General features: G+C 37.1%; 17 protein-coding genes. 9 read left to right on the top strand and 8 right to left on the bottom strand.

The features are described from left to right. Positions 1 to 62 precede the first annotated feature (62 nt). Complete coding sequence (gene rpsT, locus NW240_RS03345; RefSeq protein WP_258436039.1) at positions 63 to 323, top strand: 30S ribosomal protein S20; 261 nt, start codon at positions 63 to 65, stop codon at positions 321 to 323. Positions 324 to 485: 162 nt separating this feature from the next. Here rpsT and NW240_RS03350 read toward each other — a convergent pair whose 3' ends face one another. Both NW240_RS03350 and holA read right to left on the bottom strand, forming a co-directional pair. Beyond that, positions 486 to 1,463 (bottom strand): diaminopimelate dehydrogenase, encoded by a 978-nt coding sequence (locus NW240_RS03350; protein WP_258436040.1) that lies wholly within the window; start codon positions 1,461 to 1,463, stop codon positions 486 to 488. Between the two features lie 15 nt (positions 1,464 to 1,478). Next, the gene (holA, locus tag NW240_RS03355; RefSeq protein WP_258436041.1) at positions 1,479 to 2,498 is read right to left on the bottom strand and encodes a DNA polymerase III subunit delta; all 1,020 of its coding nucleotides are present in this window, start codon (positions 2,496 to 2,498) and stop codon (positions 1,479 to 1,481) included. A 130-nt stretch (positions 2,499 to 2,628) separates the two neighbouring features. Here holA and NW240_RS03360 point away from each other — a divergent pair, with 130 nt between their 5' ends. Then, positions 2,629 to 3,360, top strand: a complete 732-nt coding sequence (locus NW240_RS03360; protein ID WP_258436042.1) for a gamma-glutamyl-gamma-aminobutyrate hydrolase family protein — start codon at positions 2,629 to 2,631, stop codon at positions 3,358 to 3,360. Between the two features lie 52 nt (positions 3,361 to 3,412). On the opposite strand, the gene NW240_RS03365 is transcribed toward NW240_RS03360, so the two are convergent. Continuing rightward, positions 3,413 to 4,624, bottom strand: coding sequence for an FtsW/RodA/SpoVE family cell cycle protein (locus NW240_RS03365; protein WP_258436043.1), 1,212 nt, complete (start codon positions 4,622 to 4,624; stop codon positions 3,413 to 3,415). Between the two features lie 55 nt (positions 4,625 to 4,679). Beyond that, on the bottom strand, positions 4,680 to 5,540 hold the full coding sequence (locus NW240_RS03370) for a YihY/virulence factor BrkB family protein (RefSeq protein WP_258436044.1): 861 nt from the start codon (positions 5,538 to 5,540) through the stop codon (positions 4,680 to 4,682). Positions 5,541 to 5,698: 158 nt separating this feature from the next. Here NW240_RS03370 and NW240_RS03375 point away from each other — a divergent pair, with 158 nt between their 5' ends. Beyond that, entirely contained in the window at positions 5,699 to 6,382 is a 684-nt protein-coding gene (locus tag NW240_RS03375; protein ID WP_258436045.1) for a histidine phosphatase family protein, read from the top strand. Positions 6,383 to 6,464: 82 nt separating this feature from the next. Here NW240_RS03375 and NW240_RS03380 read toward each other — a convergent pair whose 3' ends face one another. Both NW240_RS03380 and NW240_RS03385 read right to left on the bottom strand, forming a co-directional pair. Further along, positions 6,465 to 8,210: an ABC transporter ATP-binding protein gene (locus tag NW240_RS03380; protein ID WP_258436046.1), complete on the bottom strand. Its 1,746-nt coding sequence runs from the start codon at positions 8,208 to 8,210 to the stop codon at positions 6,465 to 6,467. Beyond that, positions 8,197 to 9,939, bottom strand: coding sequence for an ABC transporter ATP-binding protein (locus NW240_RS03385; RefSeq protein WP_258436047.1), 1,743 nt, complete (start codon positions 9,937 to 9,939; stop codon positions 8,197 to 8,199). Before NW240_RS03385 ends, NW240_RS03380 begins: the two co-directional genes overlap by 14 nt. Before the next feature lie 331 nt (positions 9,940 to 10,270). Between NW240_RS03385 and NW240_RS03390 the strand changes: the two genes are divergently transcribed. Continuing rightward, positions 10,271 to 11,224: an NAD(P)-dependent oxidoreductase gene (locus tag NW240_RS03390; RefSeq protein ID WP_258436048.1), complete on the top strand. Its 954-nt coding sequence runs from the start codon at positions 10,271 to 10,273 to the stop codon at positions 11,222 to 11,224. Between the two features lie 73 nt (positions 11,225 to 11,297). On the opposite strand, the gene NW240_RS03395 is transcribed toward NW240_RS03390, so the two are convergent. Continuing rightward, positions 11,298 to 14,192, bottom strand: a complete 2,895-nt coding sequence (locus NW240_RS03395; RefSeq protein ID WP_258436049.1) for an insulinase family protein — start codon at positions 14,190 to 14,192, stop codon at positions 11,298 to 11,300. A gap of 122 nt (positions 14,193 to 14,314) precedes the next feature. Between NW240_RS03395 and NW240_RS03400 the strand changes: the two genes are divergently transcribed. Beyond that, positions 14,315 to 14,656 (top strand): phage holin family protein, encoded by a 342-nt coding sequence (locus tag NW240_RS03400; protein ID WP_258436050.1) that lies wholly within the window; start codon positions 14,315 to 14,317, stop codon positions 14,654 to 14,656. 71 nt (positions 14,657 to 14,727) lie between these two features. Here NW240_RS03400 and pdxS read toward each other — a convergent pair whose 3' ends face one another. After that, entirely contained in the window at positions 14,728 to 15,588 is an 861-nt protein-coding gene (gene pdxS / locus NW240_RS03405) for a pyridoxal 5'-phosphate synthase lyase subunit PdxS (protein ID WP_258436051.1), read from the bottom strand. Positions 15,589 to 15,672: 84 nt separating this feature from the next. Here pdxS and NW240_RS03410 point away from each other — a divergent pair, with 84 nt between their 5' ends. The 4 genes from NW240_RS03410 to NW240_RS03425 all read left to right on the top strand — a co-directional run bounded on the left by NW240_RS03410 (position 15,673) and on the right by NW240_RS03425 (position 21,042). Continuing rightward, positions 15,673 to 17,019, top strand: coding sequence for a PLP-dependent aminotransferase family protein (locus NW240_RS03410; protein WP_258436052.1), 1,347 nt, complete (start codon positions 15,673 to 15,675; stop codon positions 17,017 to 17,019). An 82-nt stretch (positions 17,020 to 17,101) separates the two neighbouring features. Further along, a complete protein-coding gene (locus NW240_RS03415; protein ID WP_258436053.1) occupies positions 17,102 to 17,560 on the top strand; it encodes a MarR family winged helix-turn-helix transcriptional regulator in 459 nt (152 codons plus the stop codon). Then, the gene (locus NW240_RS03420; RefSeq protein WP_258436054.1) at positions 17,553 to 19,316 is read left to right on the top strand and encodes an ABC transporter ATP-binding protein; all 1,764 of its coding nucleotides are present in this window, start codon (positions 17,553 to 17,555) and stop codon (positions 19,314 to 19,316) included. The genes NW240_RS03415 and NW240_RS03420 overlap by 8 nt, the downstream gene beginning before the upstream one ends. Continuing rightward, positions 19,306 to 21,042 (top strand): ABC transporter ATP-binding protein, encoded by a 1,737-nt coding sequence (locus NW240_RS03425; protein WP_258436055.1) that lies wholly within the window; start codon positions 19,306 to 19,308, stop codon positions 21,040 to 21,042. Before NW240_RS03420 ends, NW240_RS03425 begins: the two co-directional genes overlap by 11 nt. Positions 21,043 to 21,077: the final 35 nt, after the last annotated feature.

Here is a 21,077-nt window from a genome sequence, read left to right on the forward strand (position 1 = left end):
ATGTTTCATGTTGACTAAGTTTTCAGACTTAGACTAGATTTATTGAAAAGAGGTGACCATTCATGGCCAACACAGCATCAGCAAAAAAACGTACACGTCAAACTGAAAAAGTTTCTAGCCGTAAACGCACTCAAGTTTCTGCTTTAAGAACTGCAATGAAAAAAGTTCGCGTAGCAGTTGAAACTGGCGAAGGTGATGTTCAAGCATTATATCAAGCAGCAGTGAAATCAATTGATTCTGCCGCATCTAAAGGCTTAATTCACCACAACAAAGCAGCGCGTGATAAATCACGTTTAGCTAAATTAATTGCATCTGCTAAATAATAATTGAGCTTCCATTGGGAGCTTTTTTATTTTGTCTAATAATCAAACCAAGCATCCTTATTAATTTTTATTTCCTTATAGTCATCACAATAAAGCTCTGGCTTTTGTGCTAGACCATATACGGATGAGAGATAAATAGGGATGCTTTTTTATAATCTCACTTTATAAATACTTATCCAGTAATTCTTGTCGAGTGTATTTACTTAAATAAGATACTGGAACATCTAATTGCGTCAAAGCTCCTGCTCTTCCTTCACTAGCTAGACGGTAAACCGCTCTAGCATAAGCTAGCAGTAGATTGGCTTGATTAAGTCTTGGCTGGTTAAAACTTAAGGTTAAATCATAAATAGTAACCTCTTCGTTGGCGATTGCTGTTCGAATTAAGCGTCCGGCTTGAACTTCTTTTGAAAGTTTGGCCAATTGATCGCTAGTTGTAAAATGCAGTCGCATTTCAGCTTGGGAAAGAAAATTAGGTAGTGCCTGTAATTGATCCTCAATCCTGTCAGGATCAACTCCTTCTTCTAAGACTAGGTAAGCCACTCTTTCTTGATAATCAGAAAAACCTAAATCAGGTTGTTCTCCATCCAAGACAGATTGAAGGCTTTGAGGAGAGGCTTTTAAATAAACATTGGCTTCCGCCACTCCTTCCAAACTAAAAATTGTTTCACTCATTTTTTGACTCCATTCATTTTCAACAAAATGATAGTTTGTCGCTTGCGGCATAACAGCTTCTGCCAACAATTGGTTAACAGTATATAAACCAGGATTCCACCCCACGCCAATGACGGCTAATTTGTGATGGACTTGACTGATGGAGTCAATCGTTTTTAATAAGAGAGCTGGCTTGGCATAAAAATTATAAGCATCTACCAGATTAAAATCAGCCGCATATTCTGATAGATTTTCGGGATTGTCATAAGTGGATCCGCTACAGACTATCAAAACATCAATTGACTCTTTAAAGTTAATTATTTGTTCCATTGAGTGAATAGGCAAGGTCTGCAAATATTTTGGTAAGTCCTGCTTACTTTGACGGCTAAAAATATGTTGGATAACTAAATCTTCATGTTGTTCTACCGCTTCCATTAGTGACTGACCCACTTGATCAAAACCTACGATAGCTAAACGTACTTTTCGCATAGGAACCTCCTTAAATTAAAGTTGCATGATTTTTGTAAGTATAAGGTAGAAAGAAGTATCCTTATTTCCCAATCCTGTTTTCATTTGATAATCTGCTTGGATAAGTTGTAAATAAAGCTGACTGAGTTCTTCTATCTGCATTTGTCGACTAGACTGAAGTGCTAACTTTACTCGATAAGGATGGACAGATAATATTTGAGCCATCTCTTCTTGCTGCATTCCTTGCTGTTGAAGCAATTTGACTTGTATAAACAATCGGAATTGAGAAACAATTAAGGCATGTAATTGGATGGGCTCGTGCTTCATTAAAATTAAATCTTGATAGATTTGAATCGAGCGATCAATCTTACGAGCAAGGATGGCATTAGTTAATTCAAAGACATCCGATGCTAGACTGCGAGTGACCAAAGAATTTACAACCTCCAAAGTCACTTTTTGACCACTTTGAGCAAATTGTTTCAGCTTCTCTAATTCGGCTACTGCTTGACTTAATTGATAATCTACACGTTTTAACAAGGCCTTTTGAGCTTCTGTTGTCATCTCAAAGGAAGCACTTTGAATATAATTTTGAACAAAGGCTTGAACGTCAGATTCTTCAAGTGGTGAAATATTAATATAGTTTGTCTCTTTAAGAAAAGTTTTGGTTAGCTTTCGCCTTTTATCCACTTGATCATGGGGAACGATAAAAAGAATACAGGTCGAAGGGTTGGGATCCTTCAAATAATCTATCAAGCGTTTTGTCTGACCATCCGTCATTTTCTGTTGAGGTTGACTAATTAAAAAATCCACTTGATCGACTATGATTAAACGTTGGTCGACAAAAAAAGAATAAGTTTCCGCCTCGTCTAAAATGGTATCAATGGATACTTCGCTAGCATCAAAGCTAGAAAGATCTAATTCACCGGCCAACGTTTCAATTTTTTGGGCCAAAGCTTGTCGAAAACTTTGCTGAAGATAAACTTCACTACCTTGGAGACAGTAAACATTCTCAATCTCCCCTTGGGCCAAGGCTTGTTTTGCTTTTTGAAAGTCCATAATACCCCTCCTTTCCCTCTCAAATAAGTGTACCAAATAAATTATGCTTTGTATCCTTTAAAGTCTTTAAACTTGCCGACAGTTTCTTGTATAATAAAGTTATTATTATAGTCTCAGAAAGGAATTTATTATGCAACCAATTATCGCAATTACCGGTAGTATTACACCGATTCAAAATGATCCAAATTATGCGGCTTTCAATGCCACATACACACCCCATTTTTTTGTGGAAGCTGTAATTGAAGCTGGAGGAATCCCACTTGTTCTTCCTATTAACAATCACTATCCTATAGAAGCTATTATTGACCGCGTAGATGGTCTACTATTAACTGGTGGACAAGATGTAGATCCGCGTTTTTATCAAGAGGAACCTCATTTAAAATTAGGTTCTTTAAATCTAGATCGTGATCATCATGAATTAAAATTAATTAAGCATTTTATGCAAGCGGGAAAACCGATTCTAGGTATTTGTCGTGGCATGCAATTAATTAATGTTTATCAAGGCGGTAACCTCTATCAAGACCTCAGTTTGTATCCAGATTGGGCCATTCAACACGTTCAAAAATCAGAATTAGACCGCGTCACTCACCGGGTAAAAATTGCTGCCGATTCACGATTAAGTAAATGGATGGGAACAGGGGATTACGTCAATAGTCTTCACCATCAAGCCATTAAAGAATTAGGTAAAGACTTAAAGGCTATTGCATGGTCTGGTGATCAATTAGTTGAAGCCTTTGAGTCCACTGATCCAAATGTCGACATCTTAGCTGTTCAATGGCACCCTGAACTTACTCACAAACATCAAGAGAGCAGTCGAGCTATCTTTAAGGATCTAGTGGAACGTGCCAAAAACAAAAAATAAATCTTTATATATTAAACAAAAAACGAATCCTTTTAAGGATTCGTTTTTATTTTTAGAATTGACTGCGATCACCGTACATATATGGCTCATCTGCTGAGAACATGTAGGATCGATGATGATAACGCATGGAAAGTATTAGACCTACCCCGACCATATTAGATAGTATTGCTGATCCCCCCTGGGAGATAAATGGTAATGGTACTCCCGTTATTGGAAGTAAACCAATAGTCATGCCAACATTCTCTAAAACGTGGAAAAGAATCATAGTAATGACTCCTGCAGAAATATAGGTATAGTACTCATTTTGAGTCTCAAAACAAGTTTGAACCATTTGATAAATCAAAACAAAATAGATTACCAGAATAACCGCCGCACCGAAAAAGCCAAAATTTTCACCTATGGTAGTGAAAATAAAGTCTGATTCCCGAACCGGAACAGGCACTTCAGAAATGCCAAATCCTTTACCATAAAGTTGTCCGGAGCCAATGGCTAAAATTGATTGAACGAGCTGATATGATTCACCCCTAGTATCTGAGAAAGGTTCTAACCAAGTGGTTATCCGCCCTAACTGGTATGGTTGGAAACCAATTTTGAGTAAAATATCTGGGAAGAAGACTGCTAATAAGATTAGTCCCCCTCCAACAAGTAAACCAACTGAAAAAACTGGAAATAGAATTTTCCAAGATACACCTGATAAAAGAATCAAGCCAGCAATAATCGACAACATCACTAAGTTGGTTCCCAAATCATTTTGCATTTGAACTAATAGTAAGACAGGGGCTGAAGTCAATAACAGTTTACCAATTAAGATAAAATCACTTTTGATCGTCCGATTAGTATTTTGACTATTGTGTTCTGTTACCAAGCGCGACAGATAAATAATCAAGGCAGGTTTCATCAACTCTGAAGGTTGAAAAGACAAAGGTCCTAATTTGAACCAAGACTTGGCTCCAGTCATCATTGCCGTTTGTCGGTCATGGAAAAAGAGAACAAGCACTAATAGAAAGAGTCCAATTCCATAAAGATAGATGGATAACTTCCAATACTGTTCACTGTCAAACTGCATAACAATGATAACCACTAAAGATCCTAAGGCATACCATAAGGCTTGTTGTAAAGTTGGCCCTATTCCTTGATTAGAAATCATTGCAGTAGTGGCATATACTATTGCTAAGCCCATTAAGCATAATAATAGGACAGTTAAAATAATACCATAATCGATTCTGTTTTCCTGATAGCTAGCAATTCTTCTATTTATTTGCATTAATATTTCTTCCTCCTTAAGGATAAGACATATTCGATGAATTTACTGAATGAAATTATTTCATTAAAGTCCCTATTTTATCTGACTTTAAATCTAAAGTTAGAACATTTACAAAAGCTCCAATAAAGAAAATGAGACAATTCAAATAAATCCAAAACATGATGACTAAAATAGCACCCAAAGCAGTATTGCTATTGAGCGACTGGTTAAACTGAACAATGGTCCCAAACAGTTTACCCAACAGTGTGAAAGCTATTACAGAGAAAAGCGCACCCGGAATAGCCTTGTTATATTTTAAATGATGATGTGGTAAATACGAATAAACAATCACTAAGAAAGCAAAGAGGACGAAAATGGATCCCCAACTTCCCCCTCTCAACCAAGTAAACAGAAAGCTCAAATCGCTTCTTAGGTACTGATCAATCCAGGTCAGTAAATACTCACCAAAAGTAAAAACAAATGTCGACACCAATATAACTAAGACACTAACTAAGGTAAAAAGATAAGCAAATAAACGTTGAATTAAAAAGTGTCTTTTACTCTCTACACTATAAATATGATTGAGTATTCTTTGCAAGGCATTAAAAACGTTGGAAGCTGGCCATAAAGCTAGGGCTAAACCGATTGGAACCCAGCTAGTAGAGGCTGTTTGATAGTATTGTTGAATCATTGGAATCAAGGACTTAGCTACTTGTCCGGGCAAGGAAGTTCTCAAAAACCCAATGACTTCTTCATAAGAGTAAGGCAAGAGCACAATCAAATTAGAAAAGGCTAATAGTATGGGAATAACCGCTAAAAGAATATAATAGGATACTTCTGCTGCATATGAGCCAAACGCAAGACCTTCAAGTCGCTTTTTAACTAGGTCCACCACTCTTTTAACTTGGTCTTTAGACTTGGTATTTAAAAAAGCCATTAACGATACTCTCCCTTCTTATAACTTCTATAGATTACCATAATCATCGACTAAATGCACTTGAATGTCTAAGCTAAATCGACAAAATCAATGGGATAGCTTAGACAATAATTGGCAATAAGGGTATAATTAAAGAGAATAAAGAACGGAGGGAATTTATGTCTAACGGTGTTACTTTTTACTTTATGCGGCACGGTGAAACGATATTTAACCACAACGGTCAAATGCAAGGTTGGTCCGATGCCCCCCTAACTGCTAAGGGAATTGAGCAAGCAAGAGCTTCTGGTCGTGGCATTGCAGATATCCATTTTGATGCGGTTTATTCCAGTGATCTACACAGAACGCAAGAAACTCTCCGCTATGTTCTGGATGAAAACCATCATAAAGACCACTACGAAGTCCAATTGATGAAAGAATTAAGAGAAGTTTTTTTTGGGTCATTTGAAGGTCAACCCGCTTCAAATCTCTTTGGTGCAGTAGATGAACATCTATTGGCCGCTGGTATCGATGTTAAAAAAATGGATAAACCAATTGAAATGCCTAAGCTTTTAAAATTAGTAAAGCACTTAGACCCAGAACATTTGGCTGAAAATTATCTTGAATTTTGGGATCGTATCGAGTCGGGACTTTTAGTTCTATTAAATAAACATGCTGGGACGAATCAAAAAATATTAATTATGAGTCATGGCATGGCCATAAGTAATCTGATCCACGGCTTGGTAGCTGATTTTGAGGGCAACCAACCCTTAGCTAATTGTTCTTTATCTATTGTGGAATATCGTGATGGACAATTTCGTTTGAATGCTTTTAATCAAACCAATCATTTTATCTACGATAAATAAAAGAAACACTAATTTATATTTAAATTATTAATAAAACACCGGGTACAAGACCCGGTGTTTTTTTTTTTTAGGAACTTAAATATTAGGACACTTTAGCCTGCATCCGATACATTTCAGCATATTGTCCATTTAAGGCCATTAATTCATGATGGTTACCCTGTTCTTTAATTTCACCATTATCCATTAAAATAATTTGGTCAGCATGCTGGATAGTCGACAGGCGGTGGGCGATAATGAAGGTCGTCCGGCCCTTTTGTAATACTTTCATAGCTGCTTGAATGATATTTTCAGTCTCGGTATCAATATGCGAAGTCGCTTCATCCAAGATTAAAATCTTTGGATCAGAAGCCAGAGTCCGGGCGAAGGAAATCAACTGCCGTTCGCCTGAAGAAAGGGATTGACCTTTTTCAACCACCACTTCATCGATTCCTCTGTCTAATTTAGCAATCATCTCTTTTGCTCCAACTTGTTCGATGGATTGCATGATTTTTTCTTGACTTATTTTAGGATCATTCATAGAGATATTACTAGCAATGGTTCCTGAAAATAAATAAGGCTCTTGCAGGACAATTCCCATATCAGCTCGGACACTCTCGCGCGAGAAGTTTTGAATATCTTGGCCATCAATTAATATTTTGCCCTCTTGAGGGTCATAAAAGCGGAAAATTAAATTAATAATGGAAGATTTTCCTGAACCGGTATGGCCTACCAAACCAATGGTCTGGCCCGGTTGAACCTCAAAATTAATATCCTTTAAGACTTTTTGATCACCCTTATAAGCAAAGCTAACATTTTGAAAACTAACACGGCCTTCACCCATTTCAAATTCAGCTTCTTGGTCTTTCTCACTTGGATGATCCATCAAGGAAAAGACCCTAGAGGCTGAAACTAAAGATTGTTGTAACATAGTCATTAAACGCACAATTTGAGTAATCGGATCAAATAGGCGAGATACATAATTAATTAAAACATATAACTTACCAACAGAAATTCCTAAAACACCATCCAGGTATTGCGTCCCAAGGTAAGTGACCACAAGTAAAATCCCAATATTTTTCAATAAGTCAGCCAGTGACCAAGAGAGTCTTGAATCGATTTTTTGGGATTGTAATCTTGATTGATACCATTCCTCATTGGTAGCTTCAAACTCCTCACTTAACATTTCTTCTTGTCCAAAAGCTTGAACAATTGTTACCCCTTGAATAATCTCAGCCGTCTTACTATTTAATTCAGAGATACTCTCACGCCATTTAGTATTAACTGGCGTAATTTTACGCATATAAATGATTTGCCAAACGATAAAAATAGGAATAAATAAGAGAAAAGCTAAACCAATTTTTAAATTGACATAGAGTAAAGCGGCATAAATACCAATGACCGTCATTAAGTTGATCAACATACGATTACAAAAGTTTTGATAGAAAGACTGACGTAAAACTTCCGTATCATTAACAATGCGAGCTGCAATTTTACCAGCTGGCTTATCATCAAAATAAGAAACCGGTAAAGTTTGCATATGTTGATGAGCTTGGTCTCTGACCTTCTTACTCAACTGATTGGCCACAAAGGACATTAATATATAAGCCGAGTAAGAAAGGACAGCGGATGAAAGTAAAATTAAGACATAACGGATAAAGAAGCTAATCACTTTGGACTGTTCAATGATTTGATTACTAGTGACTTGATTGGCTGCATAATCGATTAAATCTTTAGCCAATAAGGGAGCATAAACAGAAAGACCAACCGAAGCAATCAGAAACAAAACTCCTAGTAAAAATTTCCATTTAGCATATTTCAGATAGGACAGTAGACGCTTAAAGGTTTCCATTTTCGCCCTCCTCCTTTAATTGATTCAGATATTGTTGGTGATACCAACCCTTACTTTCTAAGAGTTCTTCTGGTTTTCCTCTTTCAATGATTCGCCCGTCTTCTAAAACTAGCACTAAGTCTGCATGAGAAACAGCTGAAAGTCGATGGGTTATGATAATATTCGTTTTTCCTTGACGCGCGGCTTGAATATTTTTAATAATAGCTGTTTCGGTCTTCGCATCCACTGCAGATAGCGAATCATCCATAATTAAAAGCTCTGGTTTACGAATTAAGGCTCGGGCAATCGCAACCCTTTGCTTTTGTCCACCTGAGATGGCTACCCCTTTTTCACCGATTAATGTTTCTAGCCCATTACTCATATGGTCTATATCTTTAGTAAAATCAGCTGCTTCAATCGCTTCATTCAGTTCCGTTTCTGTTGCATCATTTTTTCCAAAAAGGATATTGTCTTTAACAGAGCGAGAGAAAAGCACATGATCTTGAGGAACATAGCCGATTAGACTAGCTAGTTGATCAGAATGGTATTCAACGATTGAATGACCATTAATTTTTAAGGATTCAGGATCAGCGACTGGGTACTGACGTAAGAGTTGACGAACTAAGGTCGACTTGCCTGAACCAGTTTTTCCAACAATTCCTAGTGTTTGTCCGGCTTTTAGAGAAAAATCAATGGCTTGAATAACCGACTCTTGATCATCAGGATAGGCAAATTGAAAGTCTTTGAAGTCAATTTGTTCAATATTATCAATTGATAGATTTCCTTCTTTACCAAAAAGATCATCGGCTTTTTCTATTTCTTGAATCTTACGGTGTGAAACCTGACCCTGTTGATAGATAGCAACTAATTCAGACATTCCCCAAATTACTTCATTAAACATTCCTAAATAAATTTGGAAGGTAATCAATTGACCAATTGATAGTTGTCCTTGATTGACATAGTACGCTCCTAAGGCCAGACCGATACCTGTTGAAAGGCCAGAAAAAATACGAGCAGAAGGTCCGAAAAAACCAAATAAGAAGTTCATTACATTGGTTTGTTTGACAACATCTCTGGTTCTTTCCTGAAAACGCACTTGCTCTAGGTCTTTCTTACCGTATGCACGAATGACTCTTACACCATCCACTGTTTCTAAGACTTCGTTCGATAATTTTGCAACAGCATCACGACTAGCTTCGTAACGTTTATCTGCTTCTTTTCCTAGAAAATGGATAAGCACTCCAAAAATAATTAAAGGAATAATTGAAATCAATGTCAGTTTCCAGGAAATAGTGATAAACATGACGAGAAGAATTGAAATCAGCCAAGATCCATCAGAGATAATAATTAAGAAGCCGTAGGCTAATGTTTCCCCTAAATGGTCAATATCTGAAGTCATCCGAGTCATTAAATCCCCCGACCGGTAATTTTCATAAAATGGTAATTTTAAATAGGTCAATCTTCGGAATAGTTTTTGACGAACTTGTTTGGTAAACAGTGACGATCGGCCAAAAAGAATCACTAACCAAGAAGCTTCCACTAAGTAATTTGATACTGCCGCTACTGTGAAGACAGCTAAATAGAGTATTAAGGCCTTAGAATCCAATGATTTTTTGACAATCGCATCAATAAATAATTGAATGATATAATTAGGAACAATGGCTAATAGACCTGATAAAATAGCTAATAGACCACCAATAAAATAAGCCATTTTATGTTCCTTAATAAATTGATATAAAGCAGCTAACATTTCTCCCCTTCTTCCTACTTTCTTTCATAATAAATTGGCACAAAAAAAAACCTATTCAAGAGACTCCTTAAATAGGTGTAATCGTTATGACTGCAGACTTCTAGCCTTGCTAGAAAGTCTTCCTATTTATTATGAAAGGAGTTTTATTGGACTTTGAATCATAATTTAAAAGATTAAAGTTAATCATTTTATTTAAACTCCTTTCTTAATTTGATGAATCTATTGTATACCTTTTCATGTAAACTGTAAATACTGATTTTGTTTTATTTGCAATTAAGCAAGAATAGAGTATCGTATAATTAGAGATAATATTTTATTAGGAGGGTTTTTTATGAAAATTGTAGTGCTTGAAAATTTAAAAGTCCCACAAGAACGTATTGAAGAAATGGCGAAGCCTTTAGTCGAAGCTGGCCACGAGTTTAAATATTACCCAGAAAAAACCACCGATTCAGATGAAATGGTTAAAAGATGTCAAGGGGCAGATATTATCACCTTAGCAAATAATCCCTTACCTGAAGAGGTTCTAGACCAGTTAGACCAATTAAAATACATCAACGTAGCTTTTACTGGGGTTGACCATATTCCATTGATCAAGGCTAAAGATCGGGATATTTTAGTATCCAATGCAGCAGGTTATGCCAATACAGCAGTCGCTGAATTAGTCATCGGTATGACCCTCAACTTGTTACGTCAATTAAGGGCAAGCGACCAAGAAGTACGACTCACCGAAGATTTCCCCGGCATTCGTCAAGGCTCTGAGATCAAAGGTAAAACAGTGGGGATTATCGGTACCGGTAAAATTGGTAAAGAAACCGCTAAATTATTTAAAGCTTTTGGAGCTAATTTAATGGGCTTCAACCGCAGTCGTGACCAAGAATTGATTGATATGGGGATGGATTACTCTTCATTAGAAGAACTCTTAGCTCAGAGTGATATTATTACCATTCACCTACCACTTAATCGAGAAACACAACAATTTTTCGGTGAAAATCAGTTAAAAGCAATGAAAGAATCAGCCATCTTAATTAATTGTGCCCGCGGTCCTATTGTTGACGCCAAAGCCTTAGCTGAAGCTTTAGCTGAAGGAGAAATTGCTGGGGCAGGAATTGATGTCTTTGATAGTGAAGCGCCTTTACGTGAAGATCATCCGCTTCTGTCAGCACCTAACACTTTACTTTCTCCTCATATCGGTTACTTCACTCATGAGGCTATGGATATTCGCGCTCAAATAGCTTTTGAAAATATCTATCAATACCTTAAAGACCAACCTCAAAACCTAGTCTAATACTCCTTATAATAAAAGCATCCTAACATTAGTTAGGATGCTTTGTTCTTTCTATTAATAATTTTTGAGAGAATTAGTATAAATCATAGACCACATCAAAAAGATCTTTATCTTTTTCGATTTTAGCTTTATTCCCTATGACAGCCAGCGAATAGTCTTTAAGTGATTTTTCTAAACCAACTGCCAATTCCTTCAACTGCTCATTAGTTACAGCAATCATTTCTTCTTTTAATTGACTAATCATTTGATGATCTAAGCCGGTCAAATGTAAAGTGAGAGCTTCTACACCTTTTTCATGGGCAGATTTTGGACGCTCTAATGGTGAAAGACTACCTATAATGTTCTTAAGTAGTTCACTTTCTGAAAGATTTAATTGTCGCACATAATCAGGTATAGCCAAATAACTTTCTACTGATTGACGAATATTGGGATCGCGATAGGACATCATGTATAAAGATCCCATGCGATCATGGCCATAACCTGAACCATAAGCTCCACCTTGTACCCGAATGGTATTCCATAAATAGCCCAAATTCAATTCATTAGCCAAGACCTTCGAAACACCTGAATACTGTAAATTTTCACTAGCATCTGTAGCAAGTCCAACATAGTTGACGTCTTGAGCTGTGACAAAGGCTTCATTCTGTTTCTTACCACTTGGATAAGTTTGAATAGGCCCAAGATCTTTAATTGGAAGTTGTTCAAAAGCTTTGAGCACTTTATTTTTAATCAAAGTTGCCCGCTCTTGATTACCAGTATATAGAATATTTAAACGATTAAAGTTAAGGACTTTTTGATAGCTGGTATTTAATTGGTCTAATAAAATATCGGCTTTTCCTTCTTTAAGTAAATCACGACATTCTTTTAGATAATTAAAGAAATCGATTCCTGAAGTCATTTGTTCTAATTTAAGGGCAGGTTTATATTGGCTGAGGGCTCGCTTAAGTGCTAAAACATGCGCTCCAAAGTTTATACGATTTTCAAAGCCTGCAATTAATTCTTGGATAATGCGTAAAATTTCTTGCTGGTCTTCAATCAAGGTCGAAACCATAATTTCTTGCATCAATTCAATTAAATGATCGGATGAAGCTTCTAGCGCTTTCCCATTTAAAGCAAAGTAGGTTTGAATACTGCCGTCCAATTTTGGAACGATATCTACCGAAGCTAAGATGCCGCCGGTATGTGTATCGATTTGACGCTGCAGTTGATCGGAAGAATATTTTTTTGTTGCTAAAGCTGACATCAGCTTAGCCAATAATGAGAGACGTGAGTAATCTTCTAATTCAAGGTCACGAATATCCCAATAAAGCGATAAATAATCAATGCCAGAAGTAAATTGGTTGGCATGATAGAACTTACCTTTACCCTTTTCAAGCTCACTAATTGCTAGAGGTAATTCTTCTGTTTTTGTGGTTAAATCTTCTTTAGTCAACATTGGTATTTTGGCCAAATCTTCCGGCTTATCGGCTGATACTTGTCGCTCAATCAGGGCTTGAGTTGAAGCTACCAAGTCTTCCACTTCTTGTTGAGAGAGTTGAGACTTGTAATCTTGCAATTCTTGATGTTGTTTAGCTTCTTTTTGATCATTTAGACCCGGTTGTGCTTCTAATGTAATGGCTACACGATAATTGTTATCTAATAATTTTTCTGTGATTAATTTTTCGAAGTAGCCCTCTTTACCTAGCTTTCTCAATTCTTCTAAACGCTCAGAGAAGGAAAGAATCTCAAAAGGTGAAAAGTCGTACAACCAGGTTTGATAGGCTGATAAGGTATAAAAGAGACCACGAGGACGTGATTCTGAAATGACTCTTTCTTTCAAGCGGAAGCTGATTTTATTAATGGAAGCTTGAATGATTTCAGGATCGATGCCTTCTTCAATCAACTTAGCTAAAGTTTCTTTGACAACCTTTTTAAAGTCGTCCATCTTATCAGCGGATGAGTATTTAGCTAGGATCATAAAGACTTCCGTATAACCAGGGAAATCATGACCTCCACTAATGTCGCCCCCAATTTCTGCATCAAGCAGGGCTTTCTTCAATGGGGACTGATTATTACCAAATAAAATTTCTTCCAAAATTTCGAACCCCATAGCTTCTAGTAAGTTATCAGCCGTTGAAACATGCCAAGCTAAACATAGATAGTCTTTGTCAGCTGGGTCATCTCCTTCAGTAATCGAATAAGCTTGCTGAATATCTTTTTCTTTAGGCTCTTGGATATTGAATTTCAAATCGACTGCTGGTGTTTTACCCTTACCATCAAAGTATTCTTCTAACATTTCGAAAGCATGATCAATGTCCAAATCACCGTATAGAACGGTTAGTGAATTACTTGGATGGTAATATTCTTGATGGTAGTCTACAAATTCTTTTTGGGTCAAATCTGTGATAGCTGATGGTAGTCCGCCTGATTCATATTGATAAATAGAGTCCGGATATAAAGATTGATTCATGATATGATACATTTGATCATCCGGTGATGCCGTTGCCCCTTTCATTTCATTATAGACGACCCCTTTATAAATCAGGTCATCCTCAGCCTTTTCTAAATGATAATGCCAGCCTTCTTGCGCTAAAATCTGAGGATTTTGACGGAAATTCGGCTCAAAAACGGCGTCTAAATATACGCTCATCAAGTTACTAAAATCTTGGTCATTAGTTGAAGCAACAGGATAAATAGTCTTATCCGAAAAAGTCATTGCGTTAACAAAAGTATTCATTGAACCTTTGATAATCTCTACGAAAGGTTCTTTAGATGGATATTTTTTAGACCCATTAAGGACGGAATGCTCAATAATATGCGTTATCCCATTGTCACTATACGGTGGTGTTTTAAACCCGATGGTAAAGGATTTATTCTTATCCTCATTTTCTAAATAAAGGACTTGAGCCCCGGTTTCTTCGTGGACATATAAATGACCCATCGAGTGTATATCTGTTATATTTTGACTTTCTATTTTTTTAAATGGCATGTATTAACCTCCTAGTTAAATGTTTACTTCCTCATTATGGCATACTTGTAAGCCCTTTTAAACTATTTAGAAGTATTTAGAAGCGATTATTTCTGCTATAATAAGACAAAAGGAGTGATTAAATGAAAAATATTTTAACAACCACATTAGTTGTTCTTGTTTTAAGTTATATAATTCCAGGAATAGTTGTCACTAGTTTACTTTCTGTCATTATTTTTTCTATTTTACTTGGTCTAGTAAGTGGAACTTTAGGACGTTTATTAAAGGTCGCTGGCTGCGCCCTTAATTTACTGACCTTTGGTTTTTTCAATTTAGCTATCAATGCTTTGATGATTCAATTAGTAGATAGCATGTTAGATGGTATTCTAGTGGAAAACTTCTGGTATGCTGCTTTACTAGCGATAGCAATCAGTCTCTTCTCTACTCACAACCAGAACGAAGACCTTAAACATAAAAGACTTTAATTCTATATAAACTTAAAAGACAAGGCCTACTATAGTAGGCCTTGTCTTTTTTGAAGGTTAAATAATTTCTATTAGTTACCACGATTAGCCATAATAACTTCAACTTCATCTGGGTTCAAGCCAACCATGGCTTCGCCCAAGTCTTCAGAAACTTCAGCGATGACTTTAGGATCTTGATAATTCTCAACGGCTCTAACAATGGCTTTGGCTCTCTTTTCAGGATTGGCTGATTTAAAAATGCCTGATCCAACAAAGACACCTTGGGCACCTAATTGCATCATTAAAGCGGCATCCGCAGGAGTCGCTACCCCACCAGCAGAGAAGTTAACCACTGGTAATTCACCTGTTTGATGAACTTTTTTAAGTAAATTGTATGGCACTTTTAAGTCACGTGCTTCAACATATAATTCATCTTCATCCATGGCTTGAATACGTTTAATGCCCGCTTGAATCGATCGCATATGGGTCACAGCTTGAACCACATCTCCTGTTCCGGCCTCACCTTTAGTACGAATCATTGAAGCCCCTTCTTGGGTACGACGAAGCGCTTCACCAATGTTTCTAGCACCACAAACAAAAGGTACTTTAAAGTTTGTCTTGTTAATATGATGTTCATTATCAGCAGGTGAAAGCACTTCAGACTCATCAATATAATCAACATCAATAGCTTCTAAAATTTGCGCTTCAACAAAATGACCAATACGCACTTTAGCCATGACCGGAATTGAAACAGCCTCTTGAATAGATTTTATTAAGGCTGGGTCTGACATCCGGCTCACACCACCCGCTTGGCGAATATCTGCTGGAATACGTTCTAAAGCCATAACAGCCACTGCACCCGCTGCTTCTGCAATTTTAGCTTGCTCTGGATTCATCACATCCATAATAACACCACCGACAAAAGTTTTTGGATCAATAATTTCTTTAGACATAAAATCATTCCCTTCTATAGCTTTATCTTAATTGATTTTGGTACTATATAAAGTACCAAATCAAAATAAAGTGAGGGTACCAGTTTGTTATATTTACAACTTTATAATGAAATCAAACAAAGAATTCTACAAGGTCAATTAAATCCTGGCGAAAAGCTACCGAGCAAGAGGCAAATGGCTAAAGATCGAGGAGTCAGTCTCAATACAGTGACTGCTAGCTTGGACCAATTAGCGGCGGAAGGTTATATTGAAGCCATCCAACGCAGGGGTTATTTCGTTCTCAGTCAAAAATTGAGTTTAAAAGAACCCAATCAATGGCAATTAAGTGAATTTCAAGCAGACAGTCGACCCGCTATTGATTGGCGTTACAAGGGAGTCGATCCTGAATTCCCAGTGGCCACTTGGAAAAAAATTACAATGGAGTGTCTCAATCAAGATGCAACTTTTCTGACCGAAAAAGGGCCTAAACTCGGTGAACACCGCTTGCGCGAAACGATTGCTACTTACTTATGGAATGCCAAAGGAATTAAAGCCTCTCCTAGTCACATTATCATTGGTTCTTCAACTGAGAACCTACTTTTACTCTTAGTTAAATTGATTGGTAAAGCTAAAATCGGAGTCGAAGATCCGGGATTTCATCGTTGGGGGGATTTTTTAAAAGCCAATCAAATCGAACAAATCCCCATTCAATTAGATTATGAAGGCGCAAATCCTCATCTAATGGATAAGCAACGAATGGACTTACTTTATATAACGCCTTCTTACCAATTTCCTACAGGTTCAATTATGACCATCGGACGCAAGCAAGAACTATTAGATTGGGCTAATCAAGACGAAAAATGGTTAATTGAAGACGAATATAACGGTGAATTTCGTTATCAAGGTAAACCCATCCCTCCATTAAAGTCCATCGATTCCCATGATCGCGTCATCTATTTGCAATCTTTTTCATCTTTAATTAGTCCCGCTTTAAGAATATCTTTTATGCTTTTGCCAGACTCACTCTTACAAAAATTTAAAAAATACCCTTATTATTTCTCATGTCCTGTCCCTCGATTGACGCAAAATGTTTTAGCTCAATTCATGGCTGGTGGTCACTTTACGCGTCATGTTAACCGCATGCGCCGAAAATATGCTAAGAAAAGACAATTGTTAGAAGAATGGGCCAAACACTTCGATAATCTAAAAATTATTGGAACAAATGCGGGGCTTCATCTATTATTAGAAGTTCACTCCACTACTCTTAGTGAAAGTGAGATTGTTGAGACAGCAAAGAGAAAAGGCATGGCGCTCTCTCCTTTAACAGACTATGAATTGAATAAAAAAAGAAGGCCAGTTAGTTTAGTAGTCGGTTATGCCAGAGCTAATTTTGATGAATTAGCAGCGGGCATGCAGCTTTTAGAACAAATTTTAGATCTTAAAGAAAGATAAAAATTCAAAGTCATTATAATTGACTTTGAAGGGTATTGCTTTAGAATAGTTCTCATGGTAACTAATCGGAAAGGAGATCTCTATGCTCTACCATTTGAAACATACGATCCATCAGGCTGAACAACTTAAAATACGTTACGCAAACGTCTATGATATTCAGCATCTAGATGGACCACAAGGACATGCTATTATGTACCTATACTGTCACCAAGACGCACCCGTTTTTCAAAAGGATATTGAAGACCATTTAAATATTTCAAAATCTGTGGCCAGTCATTTAATTCAGCGTATGAAACGCAATGGTTTCATCGAAACCTTTCCTTATGCTGAAGACAAACGCCATAAAGTCATTCAATTAACGAATTTAGGACTTAAAAAATGTAGTAAAATTGAAGATTTTATCCTGATGACTAAACAAACGGTTCTTGATGGAATCTCACAAGATGAAATTGACTTTTTACATAAAATATTTCTAAAAATTGACCAAAATATACTAAAAGCCAATGAATTATTGGATCAAAAGGAGGATACTCATGATTAAAATATTTAAACGATTAACCGCTAAACAAGTGGTCATGATGATCACTGCAATCATCTTAATCATTGCTAGCGTTTGGATTGAATTACAGGTACCTGGTTATATGTCAGAAATTACGCAAAGACTCCAAAATCCAGAAGTAGCCGTTTCAGATCTCTATGATCCTGGTTCTAAGATGATTAGCCTTTCAATTGTTGGACTTGGTTTATCTTTGATTGTGGTCTTCTTATCAGCGCGGGTAGCAGCCAGCTTTGCTTCCGGATTAAGACGTGATGTTTTTGATTCCGTTATGGATTACTCGACAGCTGAACTTCAAGACTTCTCAATTCCTAGCTTACTTACGCGAACAACTAATGATATCGTGCAAATTCAAGTCTTCTTAGCTATGGGCCTACAAATTATCGTCAGAGGACCGATGATGGCTATTCTAGCCGTTGGTAAAATTTCTACAAAGAATGTGGAATGGATGTGGGTAACTTTTGCCGCGGTTGGCTTAATGTTAACTACGATAATTATTCTCTTATCCATTGTTTTACCAAGACAAAAGCTAGTCCAAAGTTTAACCGACCGTTTAAATCGTATCATGCGAGAGTCTTTATCCGGTATGCGCGTGATCCGTGCCTATAATGCGGAAGACTATCAAACTGACAAATTCTCAGATGCTAACCAAGAACTCACCGGTTTGAACTTAGTCATTTATCGAACCATGAGTTTCATGAATCCTCTAATGATGCTTGTTTCAAACGGCTTAACCTTAGGCGTTTATTGGGTGGGAGCCTATCTAATTGCTGCCGCTGCCTTCCAAGAAAAAATTGTTTTATTCTCCGATATGATTGTCTTTTCATCCTATGCCATGCAAGTAGTGATTGGCTTTATGATGATGACCATGATTTTCATTATCATGCCAAGAACCATGGTTTCAGCTAAAAGGGTCAGTGAAGTGTTAGATACTAGATCCAGTCTCGTTTATCCAGCAAATGCTCCTCAAGAAATTGATAAAGGCTCACTGGTATTCCAAGATGTTAGTTTTGCCTACCCAGGTGCTTCTAAGCCTGTACTTGAAGATATTTCATTTGAAGCAAAAGCAGGCCAAACTCTTGCCTTTATCGGGTCAACCGGATCTGGCAAGTCCACTTTGATTAACTTGATTCCGCGTTTATTCGATGCCACTGAAGGAGAAATTTTGATTAATGGCCATTCGATCAAAGACTATCCACGTGAACGTTTAAACGAAATTGTCGGCTATGTGCCCCAAAGATCCGTGCTATTTTCGGGAACCATTGAGTCAAATATCGCCTTTGGTGATTCTAGTCAAAGCCCGCTCAGTGAAAAAGAAATATGGGAGGCCATCGATATCGCTCAGGCCAAAGATTTCGTCACTGAAAAAGAGGAACAATTACAAAGCCATGTGGCCCAAGATGGCACCAACTTTTCAGGCGGTCAAAAACAACGTTTAGCGATAGCTCGCGCAATTGGTAGAAACCCACAAATTCTTATCTTTGATGATTCTTTCTCAGCGCTTGACTATCAAACCGATCGTAAATTACGCCAAGTTCTAGCTGAGGAAACCAAAGAAATGACTAAAATTATTGTCGGCCAAAGAATATCCACCATCATGGATGCTGATCAAATCATGGTTATTGAAAAGGGCCGAATTGTTGGTAGAGGTACTCACCAAGAATTACTGACATCCAATAAAGTCTATCAAGAAATCGCATATTCACAATTAAACAAGGAGGAACTTGATAATGGAAAATAAAGCAGTTAATTTAAGAACCTATAGCAAGGGCTTCCGTTTAATCTTTGTCCTCGCTATCCTTTTCTCAATTGCCGGATCTTATATTTCAGTGATCGGACCGGATCGAATTCGGCGAATCACCGACTTAATCGCCCAAGGTATGATGACCGAAATGAATCTAGATAAGATCAGTCAACAAGCAAGCTACCTGGCTATGCTTTTTGCTATGGGAGCGGTAGCAAACTACGGTGCTTCCTTTATTATGGCAACCATCTCGCAACGCTTAACGCAAAACTTGCGTGAAGGAATTGGTCATAAGGTAAACCGTATGCCCCTTAATTATTTTGACCAGCATTCACAAGGTGATACCCTTTCAAGAGTAACCAACGACTTAGATACTTTAGGACAAACACTTAACCAAAGTATGTCCACCCTTGTTTCTGCTAGTACCTTATTAATCGGTACATTAATTATGATGTTTCGAACAGATGTCACCTTGACTCTAGTATCTATTGCAACTGTTGTGATAGGCTTTGGAATTACCATATTTCTAATGATTAAATCAAGAAGCTTTTTTAAACAACAACAAAACTACTTAGCCGATATTAATGGTCATATTGAAGAAATGTATACTGGTCATGCCATTGTACGCTCATATAATGCGGTTGATTTTGCCAAAGAAACATTTCGGAATATTAATGAAGATTTAGAAACTAGCATTTGGAAAGCCCAATTTCTCTCGGGGATTGCCATGCCTTTAATGATTTTCATTGGTAACTTTGGTTATGTATTGGTATGTATCTTCGGAGCAGCCTTAGTTATTGAAGGACAAATTACAATCGGTGTCATTGTCGCCTTTATGATGTATATTCGGATGTTCTCTCGTCCTATTCAGCAATTGGCTCAATCTAGTCAAGCTTTAGCTCAGGCTCGAGCTGCTATGTCGCGTGTCTTTGATTTTCTAAATGAAGAAGAATTAGAAAATGAAGATCATAAGACTCGTCAATTAAAGGATGTCGAAGGTTTAATTGAATTCGACCATGTGCAATTTGGTTATGATTCGGAAGAAATGATTATTCACGACTTTTCTGCCTATGCCAAACCAGGCAAAAAAATTGCCATCGTCGGTCCAACCGGTGCTGGTAAGACCACTATTGTGAACTTACTGATGCGCTTTTATGAAATTGATAGTGGGGAAATTCGTCTAGACGGTAAAGATATTCAAAAAATGAAACGTAGTGAAATTCATGAATACTTCTCTATGGTCTTACAAGATACCTGGCTATTTGAAGGTACCATTCGTGATAACCTACTGTTTAACAAAAAAAATGTGGGAGAAGCTGAAATGGTTTCTGCCTGTCAAGCCGTTGGAATTGACCATTTCATCAACACCCTTCCGGATACTTACGATACAGTCTTAGATGAAAAAGTCACCTTGTCCGTTGGACAAAAGCAATTGCTAACAATTGCCCGTGCACTTATTAAAGACGCACCATTATTAATTCTTGATGAGGCAACTTCTTCAGTGGATACACGGACAGAAGTACTTATCCAAGAAGCCATGGATAAATTGACTGAAGGACGCACTTCCTTCATCATTGCCCACCGTCTATCGACTATCCGTAATGCCGATTTAATTCTTGTTCTAAAAGATGGGAATATTATTGAACAAGGAAACCATGATCAATTAATTGAAGCACAAGGCTTCTATGCTGACCTATATAACAGTCAGTTTGAAGCTGCTTAATTTAAGCTTATCTACACAAAAAGCTCGCCCTAACA

Origin of the sequence: Facklamia sp. 7083-14-GEN3, assembly GCF_024742075.1 — a bacterium.
In the GTDB taxonomy this organism is placed as follows: Bacteria; Bacillota; Bacilli; order Lactobacillales; family Aerococcaceae; genus Facklamia.